This is a genomic window from Klebsiella sp. PL-2018, assembly GCF_019048985.1.
Lineage (GTDB): Bacteria > Pseudomonadota > Gammaproteobacteria > Enterobacterales > Enterobacteriaceae > Klebsiella > Klebsiella michiganensis.
The window spans coordinates 5788867-5811072 of record NZ_CP077673.1; the positions used below are offsets into that span (position 1 = coordinate 5788867).

The following is a 22206-nucleotide window of genomic DNA, read 5'->3' on the forward strand; positions in this document are numbered from 1 at the left end:
CCTCAGGCGTAGCGCAGCGGCAGGCTGACGCAAACGCGGGTGCCGTGGGTGCAGGAGATGGTTAAGGTGCCGCCCAGCGCGCTGACGCGCTCGCGCATGCCGGTCAGGCCGAAGCCCTGCTGACCGGAGCCCGGCGGCAGGCCGCAGCCGTCGTCCTCCAGCACCAGCATCAGCCGCTGCTCCTGCTGCCAGCCCTGCAGCGTGACGGCGCTGGCGCTGGCGTGTTTGACGATATTATTCAGCCCTTCCTGGCAGACGCGGAACAGGGTGACGCGCTGGTTTTCGCTCAGCAGCGACTCATCAATACGCCACGCCAGATGGCTGACCATACCGCGGTCCTCCAGCTCCATTTCGCGCATCAGCGAACGCACCGCCTGTTCAAGCGTCAGATCGTCCAGCTGGCGCGGGCGCAGGCGGCCCAGCAGGCGGCGCACCGAATCATAGACGCCGAGCGAAAGCTGCTCAATCAGCTGGCCGCTCTGCCTGACGCTGGCGCTGTTGGGCGCCAGACGCTGGACGATCCCCGCCTGAGTACGGATGGCGGTGATGGTCTGGCCGATATCATCGTGCAGCTCGCGGGCCACCTCGCGGCGCACGCTCTCTTCGGTTTCCAGCAGGCGTTCCGCCAGCCGCTGGTTACGCACCAGCTCGTTTTGCAGCGACTGATTCAGCTCGCGCAGCCGCTGAATGCCAGCGCCCAGCAGCAGGCCCGTCAGGCTTTGCGCCAGCAGCGAAAGCAGCAAATCCACCGGATGATCGTGCCAGCTCTGGCTGGCAATCAGCGCGATGGCGTTCATCAGGGTCGCGATCAGCGCGCCCTGCCAGCCGTAGTGCCAGGCCAGGGCGATAATCGGCAGCGCCAGGCAGAAGGGCGTAAATCGCGAGAGCTCGGCGGGCAGCCCCAGCTGGAGCCAGAGGCTGACGCTGAACAGCAGCAGATACCAGATAAGATGCCGCCCGCGCCAGTTTACCGGCTGCGAGACCAGCGATGGCCCCAGCGGCCGCCAGACGGTACTGGTAAGGTAGTGCCAGATAACCAGGCAGGTAGGCGCCAGCGTCAGGCCGCCGGTCAGGGTCAGCAGCAGCGCGTTCAGCCCCTCCTTGCCTTCCGGCAGCCACGGCAGCGACTGAAGCAGCGCAGCGGCGATCAGCGCCCCTCCCTGGCGCAGCAGGGTGAGCCAGTCACGCTGCTGGCGATAGCGCGAAATCAGCGCCACCGGCAGCAGGGTCAACAGACTTCCGGTCATCAATATTATCGGGTGCGCCAGCGCCACTTCCTGCGTCAGCCAGAAGATCAGCAGCCACTCAGCGCCCAGCAGAACCGGCCAGTAGCCGCGCGGACACTGCAGCATCAGGCCAAGACGCAGGCCAAAGGGGAAAAGCAGCACCGCAAGATCGGCACGCTCCACCAGGTGCAGGCTGATGCTCCACAGGCAAAACCACGCGGCGGAAAAGATAAAGCAACAGCCGATAACCGAGAGCAGCCGGGAGAGAAAGGCGTTCATTGCCAACTATCGAACATGCGGCGCGCCAGCTCGACGTCGTTGCTGACGCCCAGCTTTTCCAGCAGATTGGCGCGATGAACGTGCACGGTTTTTGGCGACAGGCCCAGCTCGGCGGCAATCTCTTTTACCGCCATCCCCTGCGCCAGCTTTTCCGCCACCTCGCGTTCGCGTTTGGTGAGCGAGTCCCGTCGCCCGGCCGCCAGCTTCATGGCGATATCCGGCGTCAGGTAGCAGCCGCCGGCCGCCACGGTGCGGACGGCGGCGATCAGCTCATCCGGGCTGCAGCGCTTGGAGAGAAAGCCGCGCGCGCCGGCGTTCAGCGCCTGCTCCACCAGCGCCGGGCTGTCGTGCACCGACAGCATCACGATCGCCATCCCTTTCGGTAGCTGGCTTAACAGCTCAAGCCCGGAGATATCCGGCATCGAGATATCGCAGATACAGACCTGCACGCCGCGGCCGGGCAGCCCCGCCAGCGCTTCGCGCCCGGAACCGAATTCGGCGACGACCTGAAAATCGGCTTCCAGCCCCAGCAGCTGGGCAAAGCCGGAGCGGACGATAAGATGATCGTCAATAAGGGCGATTGTGGTCATGGCGATTCCTGGGGAGGATAAAAAACGCGCTTACCTTAACGGTATAAACGTCATCCTTCAAGCTGCCTCTGTTCCCCCCAGTCACTGACTTCAGTCAGCTCCCGGGGGATTCTCAGACTTGCCGCCCTGATGCGGCTTGAGTGATTTTGTTTATCGCGCGCAGCGGTCCAAGCCGCGAGCGATTATTCGAAGAACACCGCGATTTTGCTGAACATGGAGGGATCGGACTGATTGCGCACCACCTTCTCAACGTCTTCCAGCTTTTCGATCTGGCTAATCATCTGCCCGAGGCGCTGATCGTCGTTGACCAGTAGCCAGATGCGGCTCTGGTTGCTGTCCGGGATCGGCAGACAAAGAATGCCTTCCACGTTAAATGCGCGGCGGGCAAACAGGCCGCAAACGTGGGTCATCACGCCAGGGTGGTTGCGCACGGTGAGCTGTAGAATAACGTTTTCATGAGTCGCTTGTTGCATGGCTTATTCCCCCACCATTTCAGTATTGGCCGCACCCGGCGGTACCATCGGATACACTTTTTCTTCGGCATCGATACGCACGTGGATCAGCGCCGGACCCGGGCGGTCGATAATCGCCTGCAGCGCCGCCTGCGGATCGGCTTCGTTATTTAAATCACAGGTTTGCAGACCAAAACCGGCGGCGATCTGCATAAAGTTGACCATGCCAGGATAGGTCGCGGCGAACACGCCCTGCTTATAGAACAGGCTCTGCTGCTGGTGAACCAGCCCCAGCGCTTCGTTATTCATCAGGATGATTTTTACGTCCAGCTGATTTTCCGCCGCGGTAGCCATTTCCTGAATGTTCATCATCAGGCTGCCATCGCCGGAGAAGCAGATGACCTTGCGCTGCGGGTTAGCCAGCGCCGCGCCTACCGCGGCAGGCAGACCAAAGCCCATGGTGCCGAGGCCGCCGGAGGTCAGCCACTGGCGCGGACGGTTGAGCGGATACGCCTGTGCGACCCACATCTGGTGCTGGCCGACGTCGGTAGTCACGATTGCCTCATCGTCAACGCAGGCGGCAACGGCGTTAATCAGGCCATAGTGGGTAAGCGGGTCTTGCTCCTGCGGAATGGTGCAGGGGAACTCCCGCTGCAGATCGGCCACCAGCTGCAGCCATTCGCTGCGCGGCTGCGCCTCGACCTGCGGGATCAGCTGCGCCAGCACTTCGCCAACATCGCCCTGAATCGCCACGTGAGGCTGTTTGATTTTACCCAGCTCAGAGCGGTCGATATCAACGTGGATAATTTTCGCGTTCGGGCAGAACTGCTCGGTTTTACCAATCGCCCGGTCATCAAAACGGGCGCCTAAAACAACCAATAAATCAGCCTCTTGCAAAATAAAATTGGTACTGCGCGCGCCGTGCATCCCCAGCATGCCCAGCGACAGCGGATGCGCTTTCGGCAGCATCCCCAGCGCCATCAGGGTCTGGGTGGTTGGCAGGTTGGCTTTTTCCGCCAGCTGGCGAATCTGCTCAGGGGCGTTGATGACCCCACCACCCAGATAGAGCACCGGACGCTGCGCGGCGTTAATCATCGCCGCCGCTTCGCGCACGCTGGCGCTATCGAATTCCGGGGCTGCCATGCGGGCGCCGGGTTCCGGCAGGGCGTCGAGCTCAATGGTCGCGGCCTGAACATCCTTAGGAATATCTATCCACACCGGCCCTGGTCGCCCGGACTGCGCGATGCGAAACGCGTCGCTTATCACCTGCGGCAGCTCAGCAATGTTGCGTACCAGATAGTTATGTTTCGTGATGGGGATAGAGATACCGTAGGTGTCGACTTCCTGGAAAGCGTCGGTGCCGATCATTGAGGCCGGAACCTGGCCGGTAATGCACACCAGCGGAATCGAATCCAGACGGGCGTCGGCGATAGCGGTGATCAGGTTAGTGGCTCCCGGGCCGCTACAGGCCATACACACCGCCGGTTTGCCCTCGGTGCGCGCCATACCCTGGGCAATAAACCCCGCGCCCTGCTCGTGACGCGCCAGAATATGGCGGATCTGCGTGCTTTGGCTTAACGCATCGTAAATCGGAAGGATGGAGCCGCCCGGAATGCCGCTGACCGTGGTGATCCCCTGACGCTCCAGTAAATGAACGACTAACTGTGCGCCAGTGAAGCGCATTTTTTGTGATGTTGTGCCCGAACTTGCCATGCTCCAGTCCTTTTATTCTGGGCCGACTTACCGGGGGGCATGAAACGAAAAACCCCGCTCGGTTTGCGCCGGCGGGGTTTGGAATTCGTGTTGTTCCGGACCCTACGGCGCGTTGCCGACGACGACCACCACAGACACGACGACCACCGCGGCAGGCGCGGTTAGTAGTAGGGTCGAAGTCAGCGTGGTAGCGTTCATGAGGGACCTGTTGTCTCAAAAAGGGAATGAATTTATACAAACACAGCTTTTGTCATTTCACAATGGATTTATTTTCAACCAGGAGAAACTGCGCGGAAGATCACATTAATTTGCGGCGGGATAAAAACAAAAAACCCCGCCGCGGCGAGGTTTTCTGTTCGGTGTTTTTACGGTTGGTAGCCGCAAGCACACTGTATTACGTCAACGAAAAAAGTATACGCGATCGGGGAAGAAGGCGCAATTTTCACGACGGTTTTTGCTGATTTAGAGTATGGATCGCGTATACAAATTTGTCCAAAAAATACTGTTCATATATACAGTATTCATTCTATACTGAGGGGGTACGCAGGGGGAATCTGGGGCCGCACTTTTACCGGCGCAAAAAAGTCCTGGCTGAAACGGGTGGTGCCGTCAGCGCCTTAACCCCAGAAGAGCACACTGTGTTACGTCAACAAATACCCCGAATTATTGAGTCCGCCACCGGCAGGTGGCGCCTGAATATGACGGGTATACCCTGGCTGGCAACAGGCGGCGGAAAGGTACGCCAGCCGGTTGTGCTCCTGAACCAGAGGAGACGCGTATGGGCGGAGTGGATATCGTTGTTCTGATCCTGAAACTCATGGTTGCCGTGTTGCAACTACTTGATGCAGTCCTGAAGCAGTTCCGCTGATTCAGGTTCAAGTCGCACCTGAGAGGGGCGGGAAACCGCCCCTCTACAGGCTAACCTGACGGAGAAAAATTATGGCACCGTTGTTGATCGCCGCTATCACCCCGGACGAACCCGGTTTTTCGGCACTCCGCGCCGAAAGCCTGGCGCAAAACCTGAACATGCTGCGTCGCCTGGCGGAGAACTGGCAGAACGGGGAAAACCGTTTTAACGCGCCGGGAGAAAAGCTGCTGGGGGCTTTTGCGCACGGGCAGCTGGTCGGCGTGTGCGGGCTTAACATCGATCCTTTTAGCCAGCAGCCGCGGGCTGGTCGCATCCGCCATTTGTATATCGCCGAGCGCCATCGTCGGCAGGGGATCGGGCATCAGCTGCTGGTCTCGGTTATCACCCACTCCGGCAGCAGCTTTGATTTTCTCAACACCCATGCGCCGTCAACGGCCTGGTCGTTTTATGAAAATCTGGGATTTCGCCCGATATATGATGAACCCCGGGTCACCCATCGTCTGTTCTGTTCGCTCTAGCCGCCGCTGGCTGCTGAAGAGTGCGCATGTTACAGTCCGTTGACGATTTATTCCCCAGCGCCAGGCCGCAATGACCATTACCGTATTCTGTATTTTGCTGTTCGCCGCCCTGCTTCACGCCAGCTGGAACGCTATCGTTAAAGCCAGCGGCGATAAAATGTACGCAGCGGTAGGCGTTAGCGGCTCTGCCTCGCTCATCGCCCTGGTTCTACTCCCTTTTGCCCCCCAACCCACGCTCGCCAGCGTGCCGTTTCTTGCCGTCTCCTGCGCGCTACAGGTGGTGTATACGGTGCTGGTGGCAAAAACCTATCAGGTCTCGGATATGAGCCAGACCTATCCGCTGATGCGCGGGACCGCCCCGCTACTGGTGGCGATAATCAGCGTCGCCTTTCTTGGCGACACTCTCTCCCCGCTGGCGTGGCTGGGCATCGGCGTCATCTGCCTGGCGATTCTGGCGATGGCCTTTAACGGGCGCGCCAGTTCGAGCCAGGGTATCGTACTGGCGCTGATCAACGCCTGCTTCATTGCGGGCTACACGCTGGTTGACGGAACCGGTGTGCGGCTTTCAGAAACCGCGCTGGGCTATACCCTGTGGACCTTTTTTATGAACGGCTTCTGTCTGCTGGGCTGGGCGATGATTGCCCGACGCCCGCAGGCCAGCCGCTATCTGCGCCAGCACTGGAAGAAAGGCATGGTCGGCGGCGTCGGTACCATGGGCTCCTATGGCCTGGCGCTGTGGGCAATGACCCAGGCACCGCTGGCGGTGGTGGCCGCCCTGCGCGAAACCTCGATTCTTTTTGGCGCAGTTATCGCGTTTATCCTGTTGAAAGAGAAGGTAGTTCCATTGCGCATCGCCGCCGCCTGCGGCATTGCCGCCGGGGCGATTCTGCTGCGGCTGTCGTAATCCACACATGGCAACATTAGTTGCCGATTGTTGTTTACAAAACCTGCCTGAACATCCCCGACAATCCCCCCTTACAGGGTTGTTCTGTCATTTTTATGTGGTAGATTCCTCCATCGTTTAGCGGGTGTGCCAGTCACATATTCTTCATATCCAACTTTATACAAAGTATTCATCGACATGAAACGGCATAAGAACTTCAATTTGTTGTTGATGCTGGTGCTGCTGGTGGCCGTAGGCCAGATGGCGCAGACCATTTATATTCCGGCGATTGCCGATATGGCGATATCGCTCAACGTTCGCGAAGGCGCGGTGCAGAGCGTAATGGCCGCTTATCTGCTGACCTACGGCGTCTCGCAGCTTTTCTACGGCCCGCTCTCCGATCGCGTTGGCCGCCGCCCGGTGATCCTGGTGGGAATGTCCATTTTTATGCTGGCGACGCTGGTTGCCATTACCACCCATAGCCTGCCGGTGCTGATTGCCGCCAGCGCAATGCAGGGGATGGGTACCGGCGTCGGCGGCGTGATGGCGCGAACCCTGCCGCGCGATCTGTATGAAGGGGCGCAGCTCAGGCACGCCAATAGCCTGCTGAATATGGGGATTCTGGTTAGCCCGCTGCTGGCGCCGCTGATTGGCGGCATTCTCGATACCTTATGGAACTGGCGGGCCTGCTTCGTATTTCTGCTGGTACTTTGCGCTGGTGTCACCTTCAGCATGGCGCGCTGGATGCCGGAAACCCGGCCCACCGGCGCGCCGCGTACCCGGCTCATCACCAACTATAAAACGCTGTTCGGTACCGGCGCGTTCAACTGCTATCTGCTGATGCTGATCGGCGGCCTGGCGGGCATTGCCGTATTCGAAGCCTGTTCCGGCGTGCTGATGGGCGCGGTACTGGGTCTGAGCAGTATGTCGGTCAGCATTCTGTTTATTCTGCCGATCCCGGCGGCGTTCTTTGGCGCCTGGTTTGCCGGCCGGCCGAACAAACGCTTCCCGACGCTGATGTGGCAGTCGGTGATTTGCTGCCTGCTGGCGGGGGTGCTGATGTGGATCCCTGGCCTGCTGGGCGTGATGACCGTCTGGACCCTGCTGGTTCCCGCCGCGCTGTTCTTTTTTGGCGCGGGGATGCTGTTCCCGCTGGCAACCAGCGGCGCGATGGAGCCCTTCCCGTTCCTCGCCGGCACCGCCGGGGCGCTGGTGGGCGGGCTGCAGAATATCGGTTCCGGCGTGCTGGCGTGGCTGTCGGCGATGATGCCGCAAACCGGTCAGGGCAGCCTCGGCCTGCTGATGATGCTGATGGGATTGCTGATTCTGCTGTGCTGGCTGCCGCTGGCGTCGCGCTTTCATCAACACCAGCAGCCGGTTTAAGGCTTCATTGCGGGTTCCCCGGGTCGCGACGCGGGGCGTCTTACCCGGGCTACAAAATGACGGACGCCGATGAACCCGTAGCCCGGCTAAGCGCAGCGCAAGCCGGGAAGCGGTGGCGAATTATCAGCCCCGGCATATTTCCCGGAGGCGGCGCCTGACGCGCCTGTCCGGGCTACCGGCCCGCAAACGGAGGTAAACCCGTAGCCCGGTCAGCGCAGCGCCACCGGGATGAAACTAAGCCGGTCATCATAATTGCGCCTGACTCTGCAGCCAGTGGATAAAGGCGTCAATTTTCGGCCACTGACGGCCGGCAGGGTCGTCACGTAGTAGTGCTGATGGCACTTCAGGGTCATCTCGCCGAACGGTACGATCAGCTCGCCGCTCTCCAGGCGCTTTTGCACCAGCCGCTTACGCCCCATCGCCACGCCAACGTGATTCATCGCGGCAATCACCGCTAAATCCGAACGATCGAAGCCAATACCCGACGATTGCGGCAAATCTACGCAAAATGTCTGCGCCCAGCTGAACCACTCATCGGTGCCGGAATCGTTGCTCCACGCCTGACGATCGTGCAGCAGCGTACAGTGACGAAGATTGCCGGGGTTCTGCTGTAGCTGATGCTGGCGCGCGTAATCCGCCGTGCAGACCGGTACGATGGCCTCATCCATCAGAAAATGGTGGCTCAGCTGCGAGGAAGGCGCATCATCGAAGTAGATTGCCAGATCGATGCCCGCGCGCTGCATATTGACGTTATCGTTGCCGGTCAGCACGGTAAGCGAGATCGACGGATAGCGGCGGGTAAAATCGCCGAGCGCGGGAACCAGCCAGCACTGGGCGATGGACGGGCGCGAATAGACCGTTAACGTCCCCGACAGCTCCTGGTTTTTAATATCCAGAATTTCCTGGTTCAGGCTATCCAGCGAGGACTTCAGCGCCCAGAACACCCGCTTACCTTCATGCGTCAGCTCTACTTTGCGGTGCGAGCGCACAAACAGCTGGATCCCCAGCTCTTCTTCCAGCTGATTGATACGGTGGCTCACCGCGCTGGGCGTCAGCGACAGCTCCTCCGCCGCCAGCGCAAACGACTCATGCCGGGCGGCGACTTCAAAGGTATACAGCTTCGATAGCTGCCAGCCGTTAAGCAGGCGAGTGCCTAACTCTTTTAGCGTCTCCATCTCTTACTCCTTCACTATTCCCCGCCGAGTGTAAGAAATTTTTCGCGCCAGCTGCGCGTTAAAGATGAATAAAAGTGATGCATAGCACACATAACAGACAATTTTAGAGCAAAATCACCTTTTTGATTCAATCTAATTCACCTGAAGGGCCGTTTATATCGTTTGTCAGCGCGTGCCGTTTTTCTGTTCAATACCCATAGATTATTCACAGGCGAGGTGGGGTATGGAATCTCAGATCTGGGTTGTGAGCACGCTGCTGATCAGCATCGTGTTGATTGTATTAACTATCGTCAAACTGAAGTTTCACCCGTTTCTGGCGCTACTGCTGGCAAGCTTTTTCGTCGGCGCCATGATGGGCATGAGCCCGCTGGATATGGTTAACGCCATTGAGAGCGGGATTGGCGGCACGCTGGGCTTCCTTGCGGCGGTGATTGGGCTGGGAACGATTCTCGGCAAAATGATGGAGGTCTCCGGCGCAGCGGAACGTATCGGCCTGACGCTCCAGCGCTGCCGCTGGCTGTCCGCTGACGTCATAATGGTGCTGGTGGGCCTGATTTGCGGGATCACCCTGTTCGTTGAAGTGGGCGTGGTGCTGCTGATTCCGCTGGCGTTTTCCATTGCCAAAAAGACCAACACGTCGCTGCTGAAGCTGGCCATCCCGCTGTGTACGGCGCTGATGGCGGTGCACTGCGTGGTGCCGCCGCATCCGGCTGCGCTGTTCGTCGCCAACAAGCTGGGCGCGGATATCGGAACGGTGATCGTTTACGGTCTGCTGGTGGGCCTGCTGGCCTCGCTGGTCGGCGGCCCGCTGTTCCTGCGGCTGCTCGGCAACCGCCTGCCGTTTAAAGCGGTGCCGGCTGAGTTTGCCAACCTCGAAGTGCGCAAAGAAGAGACCCTGCCGTCGCTGGGCGCAACCCTGTTTACGGTGCTGCTGCCGATCGGCCTGATGCTGGTCAAAACCATCGCCGAACTAAATATGACCAAAGGCGGCACGCTGTATATGCTGCTGGAGTTTATCGGCAACCCGATCACCGCCATGTTTATCGCGGTCTTTGTGGCCTACTACGTGCTGGGTATCCGCCAGAATATGGGCATGAGCACCCTGCTGACGCATACGGAAAACTGTTTCGGTTCTATCGCCAATATCCTGCTGATTATCGGCGCAGGCGGGGCCTTTAACGCCATTCTGAAAACCAGCGGCCTGGCCGATACGCTGGCGGTGATTCTGTCGAACCTCGATATGCACCCGATTCTGCTGGCCTGGCTGGTGGCGCTGATTCTGCATGCCGCCGTCGGTTCCGCCACCGTCGCCATGATGGGCGCAACCGCCATCGTCGCGCCGATGCTGCCGCTCTATCCCGGCGTGAGCCCTGAAATCATCGCTATCGCCATCGGCTCCGGCGCGATTGGCTGCACTATCGTGACGGATTCCCTGTTCTGGCTGGTTAAGCAGTACTGCGGGGCAAGCCTTAACGAAACGTTCAAATACTATACCACGGCGACCTTTATCGCTTCGCTGCTTGCACTGGCCGGTACATTCCTGCTTTCTTTCATCATCTGAGCGCAAAGAGACGTAATATGAAAAACGCTGACATGACCACTTTACTCGCCCAGTTTCCTCTACTGGAGGAGCTGATAGCCCTGAAAGAAACCACCTGGTTTAACCCGTCAACGACGTCGCTGGCGGAGGGGTTACCCTACGTTGGCCTGACGACAGAAGACGTTCAGGATGCCCACGCCCGCCTCGATCGTTTTGCGCCCTATCTGGCGGAAGCCTTTCCGGAAACCGCCGCCACCGGCGGTATTATCGAATCCGAGCTGGTGGCCATCCCGGCAATGAAGGCCCGGCTGGAAAAAACCTTTCGTCAGCCCATTGCTGGCGATCTGCTGCTGAAGAAAGACAGCCACCTGCCGATTTCCGGCTCGATTAAGGCCCGCGGCGGCATTTATGAAGTCCTGACCCACGCGGAAAAACTGGCGATCGACGCGGGATTGTTAAACACAGCCGACGACTACCGCAAGCTGCTGACCCCCGAGTTCAGGACGTTCTTCAGCCAGTACAGCATCGCCGTTGGCTCCACCGGCAACCTGGGGATGTCGATTGGCATAATGAGCGCGCGCATCGGCTTCAAGGTGACGGTCCATATGTCCGCCGACGCCAGAGCGTGGAAAAAGGCCAAACTGCGCAGCCACGGCGTGACGGTGGTGGAGTACGAAGAGGATTACGGCGTGGCGGTTGAGCAGGGGCGTAAAGCCGCCGAGTCCGACCCGAACTGCTTCTTTATCGATGATGAGAACTCGCGCACCCTGTTCCTCGGCTACTCCGTGGCCGGCGAGCGGCTAAAAGCGCAGTTTGCCCGCGAAGGGCGCGTGGTGGACGCCAGTCATCCGCTGTTTGTTTATCTGCCGTGCGGCGTTGGCGGCGGCCCCGGAGGCGTGGCGTTTGGCCTGAAGCTGGCGTTTGGCGATAACGTCCACTGCTTCTTCGCCGAACCGACCCACTCCCCTTGCATGCTGCTGGGGGTTTATACCGGCCTGCATGACCAGATTTCGGTTCAGGATCTGGGAATTGATAATCTAACCGCCGCGGACGGTCTGGCGGTAGGCCGCGCTTCCGGTTTCGTTGGCAGGGCAATGGAGCGCCTGCTGGATGGGTTCTACTCTCTCGATGACCAGACAATGTACGACATGCTGGGTTGGTTAGCCGAGGAAGAAGGTATTCGCCTGGAGCCGTCCGCGCTGGCCGGCATGGCCGGGCCGCAGCGGGTCTGCGCCAGCCAGGCGTATCAGCAGATGCACGGTTTCACCGCCGGGCAGATGCGCAATGCGACCCACCTTGTGTGGGCAACCGGCGGCGGCATGGTGCCGGAAGAGGAGATGGCGCAGTATCTGGCAAAAGGACGGTAAACCTCCCGTCAGGTCAACGCGATGGCGACGAAGCTTCTTTCGTCGCCATTTTTTAGCGCAGCAGATGCATAAGCTCAACCGGCGAACGGTGCTGATTGAGTAGATCGCGCAGAACGCGCATATAGGGGGCGCTCCAGCTATAAAACTGCCGGTAACCCTCGCATAGCGCATTGGAGCCATCCTCCAGACGCAGCTGCGGGCAGCCCCCACCGCATAATCTTAGCCAGGCGCAGCCCGCGCAGGCAGGCCCCGGCGGATTGTTGGCATACTGCACCGACTCGCCGCGCCAGGCGCGCAGCGTGGCCTCAAACAGCGGCACGACGATGCGGTTAGCATCTTCTTTAACCCAAATCGCAAACACCGCGCAGAGGAAATCCCCCCACAGCCGGGCGTCGGAAGGTTGCAGATGGGGAATAAACTTGATGGCCACGGCTCCCTGAGCGCTCAGCTGATAGTAGACACGCTCGGGGCGTTGGCACGCCTGACGATCGATAATGACTTCCTGTACCGGAAGATCGCTCGCCAGCGATTTGCAGTTACCGCAGTGCCGATCGTCACCGTAATCGGCCTGACATCCTGTCATGTCATATCCTTAATAAACAAAATCACCTGTCGTATATGGGTTACAGCAAACAACAATGACAGGGAAAGTACTGCGAATGCGATCAAAAATTTGTCACGAACCGCCTGCGGCTGAGCAAAATCGCTTTGCTCAACGTTCATCAGATTGCGGCTGCGGGTATAGCGCCAGAGGATAAGGGCGGCGAACGGCAATATGCACAGCGAAATCCAGAATGCGATCCCCGCCTGATGCCAGTGGTGCTTAATCGCCAGCGCCAGCAGCGCGCCATAGCCTAAAAGGGTGCGAAACCAGGCCAGCGACGTACGCTCCGGCTGCAGGCCCGGATCGCTCTCGCGACGCGCCCGGCGATTATCCGGCATAGAGCACCAGCGCCATCACCACCACGATGACGAGGGTCAGCAGAATACTGATCAGCAGCAGCGTGCGGGTGTAGGGAAGATCCTGTTTCAGCCGCATCGCCTTTTCGTTGCTCAGCCAGCGTATATAGCCGTAAATCGCCAGACCGCCGGCAAACAGGCACAGCAGCAGCGCCAGAATTTCGCGAATCAGCGGCGTAGCGAAATCCGGCGCCAGCTGGTCCAGGCCGACGCCACCGGCTAAAAAGCCAAGCGAAGTGCGGATCCACGCCAGAAAGGTACGTTCATTCGCCAGCGAGAAGCGGTAATCCGGCGCTTCACCAAGGCGGGATATTTTCATCATGACTCCTTGATGGATTCCCGGTTGCGTAAAATACCGCCGATTCTACCTGACTGCCAAAGCGGAGGGCATTAATAATCGCCCCGTTTCAGAGGAAGCTCAGGCCTGATAACCGTATAAAGTCGGGCTATCAGGCCGATAAATGAATAACCGGCACCCTGTGGCTGCCGGTCAGCAGGATTAATGCAGTTCCGGCCAGTACGCTTTATTGGCCGCAATCAGCTCATCAAGAATCGCTTTCGCAACGGATGCGCTCGGCACGGTTTTCGACAGCGCAATGGCCTGCCACAGCTTGTGATAAGAGCGCTGTTCCCAGGCATCCACCACCAGTTTTTCCACCGCAACCTGCTGGCTCATCATCCCTTTCTGGAAGTGGGGAATATCGCCTACCGTCAACGGCTCCGGTCCGTTGTGGCCAACCAGGCACGGAATTTCCACCATCGCATCGGCGTCAAAGTTATGAATCGCCCCGTTGTTTGGCACAATTAGCAGCATGCGTTCCTGAGTATTAAAGGCAATCGCCGCCGCCAGATCGACGATGTAGGACGCGTGTTCGTCAATTTCCAGATCGCCTGCGGACGAGTGGCCCGCAGCAATAATGGCCCGGCAGGCGCTAAAGACGTTTTTCTCACGGTGATCCATCACCTCGTTAGCGCGGGTGCGTTCCGGATTGGAGTGCGCCACGACGTAGTCCGGGAACAGATAATACTTAAGGTAAGTATTCGGCATCGTATCCGGATCCAGCGCCTGCACGTCCTTCGCCTTGGCGAAGGTGTCGTTCCAGCTCGCCTCGGTATGGGGATCGTTTGATGGCGGAACATAGCCGAATTTCGCCACATGTTCGCGCAGTTTCGGCATCAGATCGTTACCCTGCAGATCTTCAATCGAGGTCCACCAGCCGAAGTGGTTCAGCCCATAGTAGCGCACGCGCATCTGCTTGCGGTCCTTGAGGCCGACGATTTGCGCCATCCGCCCTTCGATACCGATCGGCATATCGCAAATGTTGAGAATTCTGGCGTTCGGACGCAGGCGACGGGTCGCTTCCGCCACAATGGCCGCCGGGTTGGAGTAGTTCAGCATCCAGGCGTTCGGCGAATATTTTTCCATATAGTCCACCAGCTCCAGGACGCCGCCGATGGAGCGCATACCGTAGGCGATACCGCCAGGGCCGCAGGTTTCCTGCCCCAGCACGCCGTGGCGCAGCGGAATTTTTTCATCTTTTTCACGCATCGGGTATTTGCCCACGCGGATATGCGCCATCACGAAATCAACGTCGGTAAAGGCCGCCTGCGGGTCGGTGGTATAGCTGAATTCAATCTCCGGCGCCTGCTCTTTGAGGATCACTTTGCACGCCTCGGCGATGGTCTCCTGACGCGCGCCGTCGTTGTCGTAAAATTTCAGCGACCGCAGCGGGAAGCGATCCTGGTTCGCTAACAGCATCAGCACGATGCCCGGGGTGAAGGTACTGCCGCCGCCTGCGATAACAACTGAGAATTTTTTCATGATACTGCCTCCGTCATGGTGGTTTGTTCGGTCTGTAGAGAATCTTTGATGAGGGTTTCCAGCTGGTCGCGGACCTGAGGGACGTGCAGGCCGACGATGACCTGAATTCCGTTGCCGCGGCGGACTACGCCGTGGGCGCCCAGCGCTTTAAAGACGTCGTCGCTTTGCGTCTTCGCCATATCGACCAGCGCGATGCGCAGCCGGGTGGCGCAGTTATTAATGCTTTCGATATTGCCCGCTCCGCCCAGCGCCTGCAGGAAGCCGGCGGCCTGGCCCAGTTTGGTATCCGCAGCCCCCGCGGCGCTGGTTTTGCCGCGCGCGGCCTGATAATCCGCTTTGCTATAGAGCTTAATTTCACTCTCTTCGCGGCCCGGCGTTTTCAGGGTCAGGCGCAGAATCAACGTGCGGAAGATGACGAAGTAGAGCGCGGTGAAGCACACGCCAACGCCTATCTGGATAAACATCATTGAGGCATGGTTGTGGAACATGGGGATCCAGTTTTGCGGCAGAAACTGGTCGAGCAGGCCGCCGCCAAAGTTGCCTACCACGCCGCAGATATACATCACCGTCGCCATAGTGGCCGCCAGCACCGCATGGACGGCAAACAGCAGCGGCGAGATAAACAGGAAGGTGAACTCTAACGGCTCGGTTATTCCCACCAGTACGGCGGTCAAGGTGGCGGGAATCAGCAGACCGGCGACTTTCACGCGATTTTCCGGCGCGGCGGTGTAGTAGAGCGCCAGCGCGATACCCACGGAACCAAAGACCTTCGAGTTACCGTGCAGCGCGAATCCGCCTTCCGGGAAGAGAGTTTTCAGCGCCTCGGTACTCTGGCTGAACTCATGTAAATGCTGCGCCCAGTAAACCTGAATACCGCTTTCCACTACCGCCGGGCCGAAAATAAACGGTCCGTAGACAAAGTGATGTAAACCGGTCGGGATCAGAATGCGCTCGAGGAAAATATAGACCCAGACCCCCAGCGCCCCGGCCGAGCGTAAGAAGGCCTGCAGCGATTCAATGCCCATCTGCACTTTTGGCCAGCCCAGCAAGGTCAGCCAGGCGCAGGGGATCATCGCCAGGAAGGCGACAATCACCACAAACGAGGAGCCCTGGAAAATCCCCAGAAACACCGGCAGCGGTTTATCGAAGTAGCGGTTATGCAGGGCGGTCACCAGTCCGGAGATAACGATCGCGCCGATAATGCTGGTATCGAGCGTTTTAATCCCGGCCATCATCGTCAGGCCGCTGCCTGGCGTCGGCTCCACGGAAAAATCGACGCCGAAGAAGTGGCCCCAGGTCATCCCCATGGCGTTGATGAAGTAGTTCCAGGTGAGGAAGCTGACCAGTACCGCCAGGCAGGCCCGGCCCTGGGCCTGCCTCGCCAGGCCGATCGGCAGACCGACGGCGAAAATCAGCGGCATATTACGAAAGACGGTCCAGCCGCCCTCTTCAACAATGTGAACGATCTGAGCAAATAAACTATCGGGTGCTGTGAGCGCTTCCCCGACGAACATCGGGTTGCGCAGCATAATGGCGATACCCACCACGATCCCGGCGAAAGGAAAGAGTAAAACCGGGGTAAACATGGCGCCGCCAAAGCGTTGTATTTGACTGAGCATTTGAAAATCCTCATATAACAACTCATAGGGTGAGTGGCCTTATCCATACCCGACATGCTTCACGTACCGCGGTGAATGATTCAGGGTAATTATTTGTACTGGCCTGAAACGAGAATAGAAATTTGCCCGGTCGACAACATGCGGAGCCGTTACGATTCGTGATCGCTTTCATGGTTTTAATTGCGCCAATGTTGTCTACTTTTTAAGTAAAAATTAGACATTCTGAATTGCGCTGATTACGCCTCTGTAACGAAGCGTATTTATCCATATGTATTAACTCTATTTTTAAAGCTAATAATCCGTGCATCATCGTTTTCAATTGAGTGAATAGAGGTCTACTGGTGATCTACAAATCCATCGCCGACAGATTACGTTTGCGCCTCAACTCCTCCGATTTCGAAGTCGGCAGCCCGCTTCCCGGGGAAAAAAAGCTGGCGGAAGAGTTCGGCGTCGCGCGCATGACTATCCGCAAAGCCATCGATCTGCTGGTCACCTGGGGACTGGTGGTGCGTCGGCACGGCTCCGGCACCTACGTCGCCCGCAAAGACCTGCATCATGAAACCAGCAATCTGACCGGGCTGGCCGAGGTGCTGCGCAAGCAGGGTAAAGAGGTGGTCAGCCGGGTATTGGTTTTCGAGGTGATGCCCGCCCCACCGGCTATCGCCAGCCTGCTGCGGATACAAATTGATGAACGGATCTACTTCTCGCGCCGGGTGCGCTATGTCGATGGCAAGCCGCTAATGCTGGAGGACAGCTATATGCCGGTGAAGCTGTTTCGCAATCTGTCGCTGGTGCATCTAGAAGGGTCGAAGTTCGATTACATCGAGAAGGAGTGTGGCATAACCATTAGCGGCAACTATGAAACGCTGTCGCCGGTGCTGGCGGACAGGCAGCTGGCGCAGTCGATGAACGTGCCGGAGCAGACGCCGCTGCTGCGTATAACCTCCCTTTCCTACAGCGACAGCGGCGAGTTTCTTAACTATTCGGTGATGTTCCGTAACGCCAGCGAGTATCAGGTGGACTACCACCTGCGGCGCGTCCAGGCGGAGAATCCGTTAACCTATCCCCCAGAACAGCACCGCCAGTAGCTGCGGCGTAATAATACGTAAGAACATGACCAGCGGATAAACGGTCGCGTAAGAGAGCGCCGCCGCGCCGCTGGTGGCATGCAGATTGTTGGCAAAGGCCAGCGCGGGCGGGTCGGTCATTGAACCGGCCAGCATCCCGCACAGGGTCAGGTAGTTCATCTTCGCCAGCATCCGCGCCAGAATACCGACAGCCAGCAGTGGGATAGCGGTGATAAAGATGCCGTAGACAATCCAGCTCATGCCATCACCGTCAATCAGCGTCGCCACAAAATCGCCGCCGGATTTCAGGCCAACCACCGCGAGAAACAGCACAATGCCCAGCTCGCGCAGCGCAAGGTTAGCGCTGGGCGGCATAAACCAGTAGAGCTTACCGATGCTGCCGATACGCCCGAGGATCAGCGCCATAATCAGCGGCCCCCCTGCCAGGCCCAGCTTCAGCGCCGCCGGGAACCCCGGAATAAACAGCGGAATGGAGCCCAGCAGCACGCCCAGGCCAATACCGATAAATACCGGCAGCATCTGCACCTGCTGCAGTTTTTGCTGGGCGTTGCCCAGCTCGGCGGCCACCGCGTCAATCGCCTCCGGACGGCCGACGAGGTTAAGAATATCGCCGAACTGCAGGCTGGCATGGCTGCTGGCGACCAGCTCAACCCCGGCGCGATTGAGTCGCGAGATCACCACGTCATAGCGCTGCTTAAAGTGCAGATCGCGTATGCGTTTACCCAATACTTTTTCGTTAGTGACCACCACGCGCTCGACTTTCAGATCGGTACCGCGCGTGGAGAGCGAAGTGGAAACCTCCTTACCAATCACCAGCTGGGCATTGTGTAAACCCTCCGGTCGCCCGACCAGGTGCAGCAGGTCCCCAAGCTGAATCAGGGTATTCGGCGCGGGCACCATTAGCATCTCCTCACGCTTGAGGCGCGAGCAGATCAGCTTGTCGCTGTTAAGCATCGGCACATCCTGAATCGCCATATTGTTCAGGTTGGGGTTTTCGACCCGCACGTTGATGGTCTGAAGATGCGCGTGGCCGTTGCCGCTGATCTCGTCAAACTGCTGGGCTTCTTTCTCGACGTTGATGCGGAAAAACAGTCGCACCAGCCACATGGTCAGCAAAATGCCGCAGATGCCAAACGGATAGGCCATGGCGTAGCTCATCCCCATCTGATCGACGGTATCAAGCGGTACGCCAAGGTCGCGCAGGATCTGCTGCCCGGCCCCCAGCGCAGGCGTGTTGGTTACCGCGCCGGAGAAGATGCCGAGCACCACGGGAAGAGGGATATCGAACAGTTTATGCAGGACCGCGGTGACCAGGCCGCCGAGAATGACGATCAGAATAGCGAAGAGGTTCAGCCGCAGGCCGGAGACGCGCAGCGAGGCGAAGAAGCCCGGCCCCACCTGGATACCGATGGTATACACGAAGAGAATCAGGCCAAATTCCTGAATAAAGTGCAGCATAGGGCTGCTGAGCGTAATGCCCGCCTGGTCCACAAAGTGGCCGACGATAATACCGCCAAACAGCACGCCTCCGATACCGAAGCCGACACCGCGCACTTTTACATTGCCGATCCACAATCCGACGACCGCCACCAGCGCCAATACGCTAACGGTCAATGCTATATCACTCATCGTCTCTTCCCTGTGTATAACATTACTCACAATGAGGATTATGACCGGTACTCACCAGGCTGTATGCCGCCTGGCGCACAATAATCACGGGATCAGCCAACGACCATTTTGTTGAACACAGCAAGAAAGGACAAAGTAATGCGTATCACGCACAAAAAAGCCCCGAACATCGGGGCTTTATAGGTGGTTAGCTTAATTAGCTATCTAACGCGGGGCGCTCGCTGATGGCGATGCGCTGCGGTGCGATCTGTTCCGGCTCGTTGCGGGTCAAATCGATATGCAGCAGGCCGTTGGTAAAGGTTGCCCCGGAGACTTCCATATTTTCGGCGAGCGTGAAGCTCAGGCTAAACGCCTGGTTAACCAGCCCCTGATGCAGCCATTTGGTCTCTTTTTCCGGCTGCTGCGGCGCGCCTTTTACCGTCAGGCGCGTGCCTTCAAGCTGGATATCCAAATCTTCCTGACGGAAACCGGCCAGCGCAAGGGTAATGCGATAGTGGTTGTCGTCGCTTTTTTCGATGTTATAGGGCGGGAAGGTCTGGCTTTCACCGGCGGTTTGTAGCGCGTTGGCAAGTTTGTCAAAACCGATCCATTGACGCAGCAGCGGGGATAAATCGTAGTTACGCATAGTCTTTCTCCTTCTAAGAAGCGAGTGGATATCTGCAAATCCTGTGGATTCGCCTTTGCCCCCTGACGGCGGGCAGTTTTTTGAATGAATACCGGGCCGCCTTCGCGGCCCAACAAATTAGTTGATCTCGATACGGCGCGGCTTATTCGCTTCAGGAATAACTCGCTCAAGGTCGATATACAGCAGACCGTTTACCAGGTTGGCGCCGCGAATATGAATATTTTCCGCAAGCTGGAATTTACGCTCAAAATTGCGTTCAGCGATGCCCTGATACAGGTAAGTGCGCTCTTTCTGCTCGGCGGCATGGGCGCCTTTTACGATAAGCAGATTATCCTGCGCGGTAATTTCCAGTTCGCTCTCGGCAAAACCGGCAACGGCAATCGCGATGCGGTAGTTGTTCTCGTCTACTAACTCAACGTTGTACGGAGGATAGCCGCCATTACTCTGGCTTTGATTATTTTCTAACAGATTGAAAAGGCGGTCGAAACCAATAGCAGAACGATACAGCGGGGAGAGATCGAAATTACGCATAATACATAGCTCCTGAAATCAGCGAGAATTATCTGACCTTCCATCATGGACAGGCCGTTATTACCCGGAATACCCATTCGGCGTATTCTCCGGGAGACACATTCCTAAAATGGGTATATCCATGGCCTTTTCAAGGGGAAATGGGCAATTTTTTTTGCAGTTTGCGGTCTATTGCTTAGACTGGAGGGACAGCACAAAAGGCAAAGTGCGACGCCTGCCACAGTGCGGCGCAATGGCACTATGCATCCATGGAATGGCCCGATATAACCGATATGTACGCCATTCTTCAGGCCGCGGCTCTGTTGGCTGCGCCCTGCATGATTTTGTACATAGAAGGTTCTATCAACGCCCGTAACGATGACGGAAAAATGATGAAAAACGGTCTGTTAAAGCTGGTCCTGTTTAGCGGGATGATAAGTTTAGGCGGTTGCTCCAGCGTGATGTCACATACCGGCGGTAAGGAAGGAACCTATCCGGGAACGCGCGCCAGCGCGCAAATGCTGGGAGATAGCGATGCCAACTGGGGTACGAAATCCCTGGTGGCGCTGGATATGCCGCTCACGGCCGTTATGGACACGCTGCTGCTACCGTGGGATATGTTCCGCACCGATAGCTCGGTTAAATCGCGCGTGGAAAAGAGCGAAAAAGAGACGCTGGCGACCAACGCAGTGATCCCGCCAGCGCCAATGCCGAACCCCTGATTTAGCGCGCCGTTGCGGTTACCCACAGCTGGCGGTAACCGTCCACCTCTTCCATCCAGGCAAGCTGTTTGCCGTCTGGCGAAAAGACGACCGCGTCGGCCGAAGGCGGATTGGCATGCTCATCGGTCAAAAAGTCGATTTCCCCGCTCCGCGCATCACAAAGCGCGATGCGGTTTTCCAGCACAAAGCCCAGCCATTTTCCTGACGGATGCCAGTTAAACGCCGACTGGATATCGGATCGGTTGTGGGTCAGCTGCCGCAGCTTGCCTCCCTGCGCCGAGATAAGCCACATTTGCACCACGCCGGCCTCGTCGCGCATCAGAAAAGCGATGTCCGTTGCCGAGGGATTAGCGCGCACCCAATGACGCGGCGTATTCACCTGTCCCGGGTAACGGCGTTGGTGGGTAAACGTTAAGCGACGCTGAACAACGCCGGCAGGGGGAGCCGGCATCGTGGTTTCCGTTCCTGCCAATGGCGCATCGCCAGACTGCTTCCAGCCCTGTTCGCTCTCCGGCAGCTCGACAATAAATAGCTCCGGCACTTTGTCGCCATTTACCGCCAGCGTATCGCCAATAAACGCCAGCGCCCGGTTGCCCACCCAGCCCTCTTCATAGGCGCGATTAATCTCGTCGCTGCCCGGCGCGGGGGTCGGCGTTGTGCGGCTGACCAGCACGCACCAGTGGCTGCCGCCGTATTCTCGTGGATGATCCCCACGCGGTACTACCGGGCCATAGGGAACCGCCACGCCAACGTTGCGCAAATCCAGCGCCGGATCGCGTTCATGCAGCACGTGGTCGTTATAGGTAAAGCTGACAAATTCGCCGTTCGGGCTGAAGACATGCACATGGCTGCCGCCGCGCAGCGCGCCGGGAGTATAGGGAGCGGAAATATCCATCGCATCGAGGTTGTGCGTTTCGCCCTGCCAGGAGACCACGCCGCGACGATGGTGGAAATCGTAATGCCAGCGCTCGTCAGGGTTTTCCGGGCCGTGGATAAAGACATATTTATCTATCGATGGATGAACGGTCACCACGCCAACGTACACGCCCTGTCCGGCACGGTAGAGGATCTCAACCTCTCCCGTCTCGACATTCACCCGCTCGATGGTTTCGCAGGTAAATGAGGCGCCAGAGGGACGAACGTCAAAGACCAGCCACCGGCTGTCCGCCGTCCAGGCGCGCGTGTTGGTAAGTTGATGATGACGGGGAGCAAAGGTGACTTGTTTCATAAACATACC

General features: G+C 58.2%; 22 protein-coding genes, 1 pseudogene and 1 other annotated feature. Of the genes and pseudogenes, 8 read left to right on the plus strand and 15 right to left on the minus strand.

All coding sequences use genetic code 11. From position 1 onward, the window contains the following. Positions 1 to 2: 2 nt before the first annotated feature. From uhpB to ivbL, 5 genes are all read right to left on the minus strand, one after another. Positions 3 to 1484 (minus strand): signal transduction histidine-protein kinase/phosphatase UhpB, encoded by a 1482-nt coding sequence (uhpB, locus tag MKleb_RS27335; protein WP_162557350.1) that lies wholly within the window; start codon positions 1482 to 1484, stop codon positions 3 to 5. Between the two features lie 17 nt (positions 1485 to 1501). Further along, positions 1502 to 2095 (minus strand): transcriptional regulator UhpA, encoded by a 594-nt coding sequence (gene uhpA / locus MKleb_RS27340; protein ID WP_217076380.1) that lies wholly within the window; start codon positions 2093 to 2095, stop codon positions 1502 to 1504. A 182-nt stretch (positions 2096 to 2277) separates the two neighbouring features. Next, complete coding sequence (gene ilvN, locus MKleb_RS27345) at positions 2278 to 2568, minus strand: acetolactate synthase small subunit (protein ID WP_004855635.1); 291 nt, start codon at positions 2566 to 2568, stop codon at positions 2278 to 2280. Positions 2569 to 2571: 3 nt separating this feature from the next. After that, positions 2572 to 4260: an acetolactate synthase large subunit gene (gene ilvB, locus MKleb_RS27350; RefSeq protein ID WP_025107569.1), complete on the minus strand. Its 1689-nt coding sequence runs from the start codon at positions 4258 to 4260 to the stop codon at positions 2572 to 2574. A 102-nt stretch (positions 4261 to 4362) separates the two neighbouring features. After that, entirely contained in the window at positions 4363 to 4458 is a 96-nt protein-coding gene (gene ivbL / locus MKleb_RS27355; protein WP_004107123.1) for an ilvB operon leader peptide IvbL, read from the minus strand. A gap of 580 nt (positions 4459 to 5038) precedes the next feature. Between ivbL and tisB the strand changes: the two genes are divergently transcribed. The 4 genes from tisB (at position 5039) to emrD (ending at position 7912) form a co-directional block, all read left to right on the plus strand. After that, positions 5039 to 5128, plus strand: coding sequence for a type I toxin-antitoxin system toxin TisB (gene tisB / locus MKleb_RS27360; protein ID WP_004107126.1), 90 nt, complete (start codon positions 5039 to 5041; stop codon positions 5126 to 5128). Between the two features lie 71 nt (positions 5129 to 5199). Then, a complete protein-coding gene (locus tag MKleb_RS27365; protein WP_004855646.1) occupies positions 5200 to 5646 on the plus strand; it encodes a GNAT family N-acetyltransferase in 447 nt (148 codons plus the stop codon). Between the two features lie 70 nt (positions 5647 to 5716). Continuing rightward, the gene (locus MKleb_RS27370; protein WP_014227319.1) at positions 5717 to 6550 is read left to right on the plus strand and encodes a DMT family transporter; all 834 of its coding nucleotides are present in this window, start codon (positions 5717 to 5719) and stop codon (positions 6548 to 6550) included. A 177-nt stretch (positions 6551 to 6727) separates the two neighbouring features. Beyond that, a complete protein-coding gene (gene emrD / locus MKleb_RS27375) occupies positions 6728 to 7912 on the plus strand; it encodes a multidrug efflux MFS transporter EmrD (RefSeq protein WP_004855651.1) in 1185 nt (394 codons plus the stop codon). Between the two features lie 246 nt (positions 7913 to 8158). On the opposite strand, the pseudogene dsdC reads toward emrD, so the two are convergent. Then, positions 8159 to 9087: pseudogene (dsdC, locus tag MKleb_RS27380) on the minus strand (DNA-binding transcriptional regulator DsdC). A gap of 223 nt (positions 9088 to 9310) precedes the next feature. Between dsdC and dsdX the strand changes: the two are divergent. Together dsdX and dsdA are read left to right on the plus strand one after the other, a co-directional pair. Continuing rightward, a complete protein-coding gene (dsdX, locus tag MKleb_RS27385; RefSeq protein ID WP_004116631.1) occupies positions 9311 to 10648 on the plus strand; it encodes a D-serine transporter DsdX in 1338 nt (445 codons plus the stop codon). Between the two features lie 17 nt (positions 10649 to 10665). Then, positions 10666 to 11994, plus strand: a complete 1329-nt coding sequence (gene dsdA / locus MKleb_RS27390; protein WP_014227321.1) for a D-serine ammonia-lyase — start codon at positions 10666 to 10668, stop codon at positions 11992 to 11994. A 52-nt stretch (positions 11995 to 12046) separates the two neighbouring features. Here dsdA and MKleb_RS27395 read toward each other — a convergent pair whose 3' ends face one another. From MKleb_RS27395 to MKleb_RS27415, 5 genes are all read right to left on the minus strand, one after another. Beyond that, positions 12047 to 12577: a radical SAM protein gene (locus tag MKleb_RS27395; RefSeq protein ID WP_033837098.1), complete on the minus strand. Its 531-nt coding sequence runs from the start codon at positions 12575 to 12577 to the stop codon at positions 12047 to 12049. Further along, on the minus strand, positions 12574 to 12936 hold the full coding sequence (locus MKleb_RS27400) for a DUF202 domain-containing protein (protein ID WP_014227322.1): 363 nt from the start codon (positions 12934 to 12936) through the stop codon (positions 12574 to 12576). The genes MKleb_RS27395 and MKleb_RS27400 overlap by 4 nt, the downstream gene beginning before the upstream one ends. Beyond that, positions 12926 to 13273 (minus strand): YidH family protein, encoded by a 348-nt coding sequence (locus tag MKleb_RS27405; protein WP_004855665.1) that lies wholly within the window; start codon positions 13271 to 13273, stop codon positions 12926 to 12928. The genes MKleb_RS27400 and MKleb_RS27405 overlap by 11 nt, the downstream gene beginning before the upstream one ends. A gap of 180 nt (positions 13274 to 13453) precedes the next feature. After that, positions 13454 to 14776 carry a 6-phospho-alpha-glucosidase gene (locus MKleb_RS27410; RefSeq protein ID WP_025107566.1) on the minus strand — a complete coding sequence of 441 codons (1323 nt, stop codon included), beginning with the start codon at positions 14774 to 14776 and terminating at the stop codon, positions 13454 to 13456. Continuing rightward, complete coding sequence (locus tag MKleb_RS27415) at positions 14773 to 16395, minus strand: alpha-glucoside-specific PTS transporter subunit IIBC (protein ID WP_025107565.1); 1623 nt, start codon at positions 16393 to 16395, stop codon at positions 14773 to 14775. Before MKleb_RS27415 ends, MKleb_RS27410 begins: the two co-directional genes overlap by 4 nt. A gap of 341 nt (positions 16396 to 16736) precedes the next feature. Between MKleb_RS27415 and MKleb_RS27420 the strand changes: the two genes are divergently transcribed. Then, entirely contained in the window at positions 16737 to 17483 is a 747-nt protein-coding gene (locus MKleb_RS27420) for a GntR family transcriptional regulator (protein ID WP_014227323.1), read from the plus strand. On the opposite strand, the gene MKleb_RS27425 is transcribed toward MKleb_RS27420, so the two are convergent. From MKleb_RS27425 to ibpA, 3 genes are all read right to left on the minus strand, one after another. After that, on the minus strand, positions 17451 to 19112 hold the full coding sequence (locus MKleb_RS27425; protein ID WP_217076381.1) for a putative transporter: 1662 nt from the start codon (positions 19110 to 19112) through the stop codon (positions 17451 to 17453). The genes MKleb_RS27420 and MKleb_RS27425 overlap by 33 nt on opposite strands. Positions 19113 to 19308: 196 nt before the next feature. Further along, on the minus strand, positions 19309 to 19737 hold the full coding sequence (ibpB, locus tag MKleb_RS27430) for a small heat shock chaperone IbpB (RefSeq protein WP_004126915.1): 429 nt from the start codon (positions 19735 to 19737) through the stop codon (positions 19309 to 19311). 117 nt (positions 19738 to 19854) lie between these two features. Further along, complete coding sequence (gene ibpA / locus MKleb_RS27435; RefSeq protein ID WP_004126917.1) at positions 19855 to 20268, minus strand: small heat shock chaperone IbpA; 414 nt, start codon at positions 20266 to 20268, stop codon at positions 19855 to 19857. After that, positions 20262 to 20336: a sequence feature (ROSE (Repression Of Heat Shock gene Expression) occurs in the 5'-region of heat shock genes and acts as an RNA thermometer to modulate expression.), on the minus strand. It overlaps the preceding gene by 7 nt. 300 nt (positions 20337 to 20636) lie before the next feature. On the opposite strand from ibpA, the gene MKleb_RS27440 reads away from it, so the two are divergent. Next, positions 20637 to 20969, plus strand: a complete 333-nt coding sequence (locus tag MKleb_RS27440; RefSeq protein ID WP_025107564.1) for a YceK/YidQ family lipoprotein — start codon at positions 20637 to 20639, stop codon at positions 20967 to 20969. A 1-nt stretch (position 20970) separates the two neighbouring features. On the opposite strand, the gene MKleb_RS27445 is transcribed toward MKleb_RS27440, so the two are convergent. Next, the gene (locus tag MKleb_RS27445; protein ID WP_217076383.1) at positions 20971 to 22197 is read right to left on the minus strand and encodes a DUF3748 domain-containing protein; all 1227 of its coding nucleotides are present in this window, start codon (positions 22195 to 22197) and stop codon (positions 20971 to 20973) included. Between the last annotated feature and the right edge of the window lie 9 nt (positions 22198 to 22206).

What these genes read in the sequence shown, in the direction of transcription:
- uhpA (WP_217076380.1), bottom strand. Translation starts at nt 2,095, where the DNA reads ATGACCACAATCGCCCTTATTGACGATCATCTTATCGTCCGCTCCGGC.
- ilvN (WP_004855635.1), bottom strand. Translation starts at nt 2,568, where the DNA reads ATGCAACAAGCGACTCATGAAAACGTTATTCTACAGCTCACCGTGCGC.
- ilvB (WP_025107569.1), bottom strand. Translation starts at nt 4,260, where the DNA reads ATGGCAAGTTCGGGCACAACATCACAAAAAATGCGCTTCACTGGCGCA.
- ivbL (WP_004107123.1), bottom strand. Translation starts at nt 4,458, where the DNA reads ATGAACGCTACCACGCTGACTTCGACCCTACTACTAACCGCGCCTGCC.
- tisB (WP_004107126.1), top strand. Translation starts at nt 5,039, where the DNA reads ATGGGCGGAGTGGATATCGTTGTTCTGATCCTGAAACTCATGGTTGCC.
- MKleb_RS27365 (WP_004855646.1), top strand. Translation starts at nt 5,200, where the DNA reads ATGGCACCGTTGTTGATCGCCGCTATCACCCCGGACGAACCCGGTTTT.
- MKleb_RS27370 (WP_014227319.1), top strand. Translation starts at nt 5,717, where the DNA reads ATGACCATTACCGTATTCTGTATTTTGCTGTTCGCCGCCCTGCTTCAC.
- emrD (WP_004855651.1), top strand. Translation starts at nt 6,728, where the DNA reads ATGAAACGGCATAAGAACTTCAATTTGTTGTTGATGCTGGTGCTGCTG.
- dsdX (WP_004116631.1), top strand. Translation starts at nt 9,311, where the DNA reads ATGGAATCTCAGATCTGGGTTGTGAGCACGCTGCTGATCAGCATCGTG.
- dsdA (WP_014227321.1), top strand. Translation starts at nt 10,666, where the DNA reads ATGAAAAACGCTGACATGACCACTTTACTCGCCCAGTTTCCTCTACTG.
- MKleb_RS27395 (WP_033837098.1), bottom strand. Translation starts at nt 12,577, where the DNA reads ATGACAGGATGTCAGGCCGATTACGGTGACGATCGGCACTGCGGTAAC.
- MKleb_RS27400 (WP_014227322.1), bottom strand. Translation starts at nt 12,936, where the DNA reads ATGCCGGATAATCGCCGGGCGCGTCGCGAGAGCGATCCGGGCCTGCAG.
- MKleb_RS27405 (WP_004855665.1), bottom strand. Translation starts at nt 13,273, where the DNA reads ATGAAAATATCCCGCCTTGGTGAAGCGCCGGATTACCGCTTCTCGCTG.
- MKleb_RS27410 (WP_025107566.1), bottom strand. Translation starts at nt 14,776, where the DNA reads ATGAAAAAATTCTCAGTTGTTATCGCAGGCGGCGGCAGTACCTTCACC.
- MKleb_RS27415 (WP_025107565.1), bottom strand. Translation starts at nt 16,395, where the DNA reads ATGCTCAGTCAAATACAACGCTTTGGCGGCGCCATGTTTACCCCGGTT.
- MKleb_RS27425 (WP_217076381.1), bottom strand. Translation starts at nt 19,112, where the DNA reads ATGAGTGATATAGCATTGACCGTTAGCGTATTGGCGCTGGTGGCGGTC.
- ibpB (WP_004126915.1), bottom strand. Translation starts at nt 19,737, where the DNA reads ATGCGTAACTACGATTTATCCCCGCTGCTGCGTCAATGGATCGGTTTT.
- ibpA (WP_004126917.1), bottom strand. Translation starts at nt 20,268, where the DNA reads ATGCGTAATTTCGATCTCTCCCCGCTGTATCGTTCTGCTATTGGTTTC.
- MKleb_RS27440 (WP_025107564.1), top strand. Translation starts at nt 20,637, where the DNA reads ATGATGAAAAACGGTCTGTTAAAGCTGGTCCTGTTTAGCGGGATGATA.
- MKleb_RS27445 (WP_217076383.1), bottom strand. Translation starts at nt 22,197, where the DNA reads ATGAAACAAGTCACCTTTGCTCCCCGTCATCATCAACTTACCAACACG.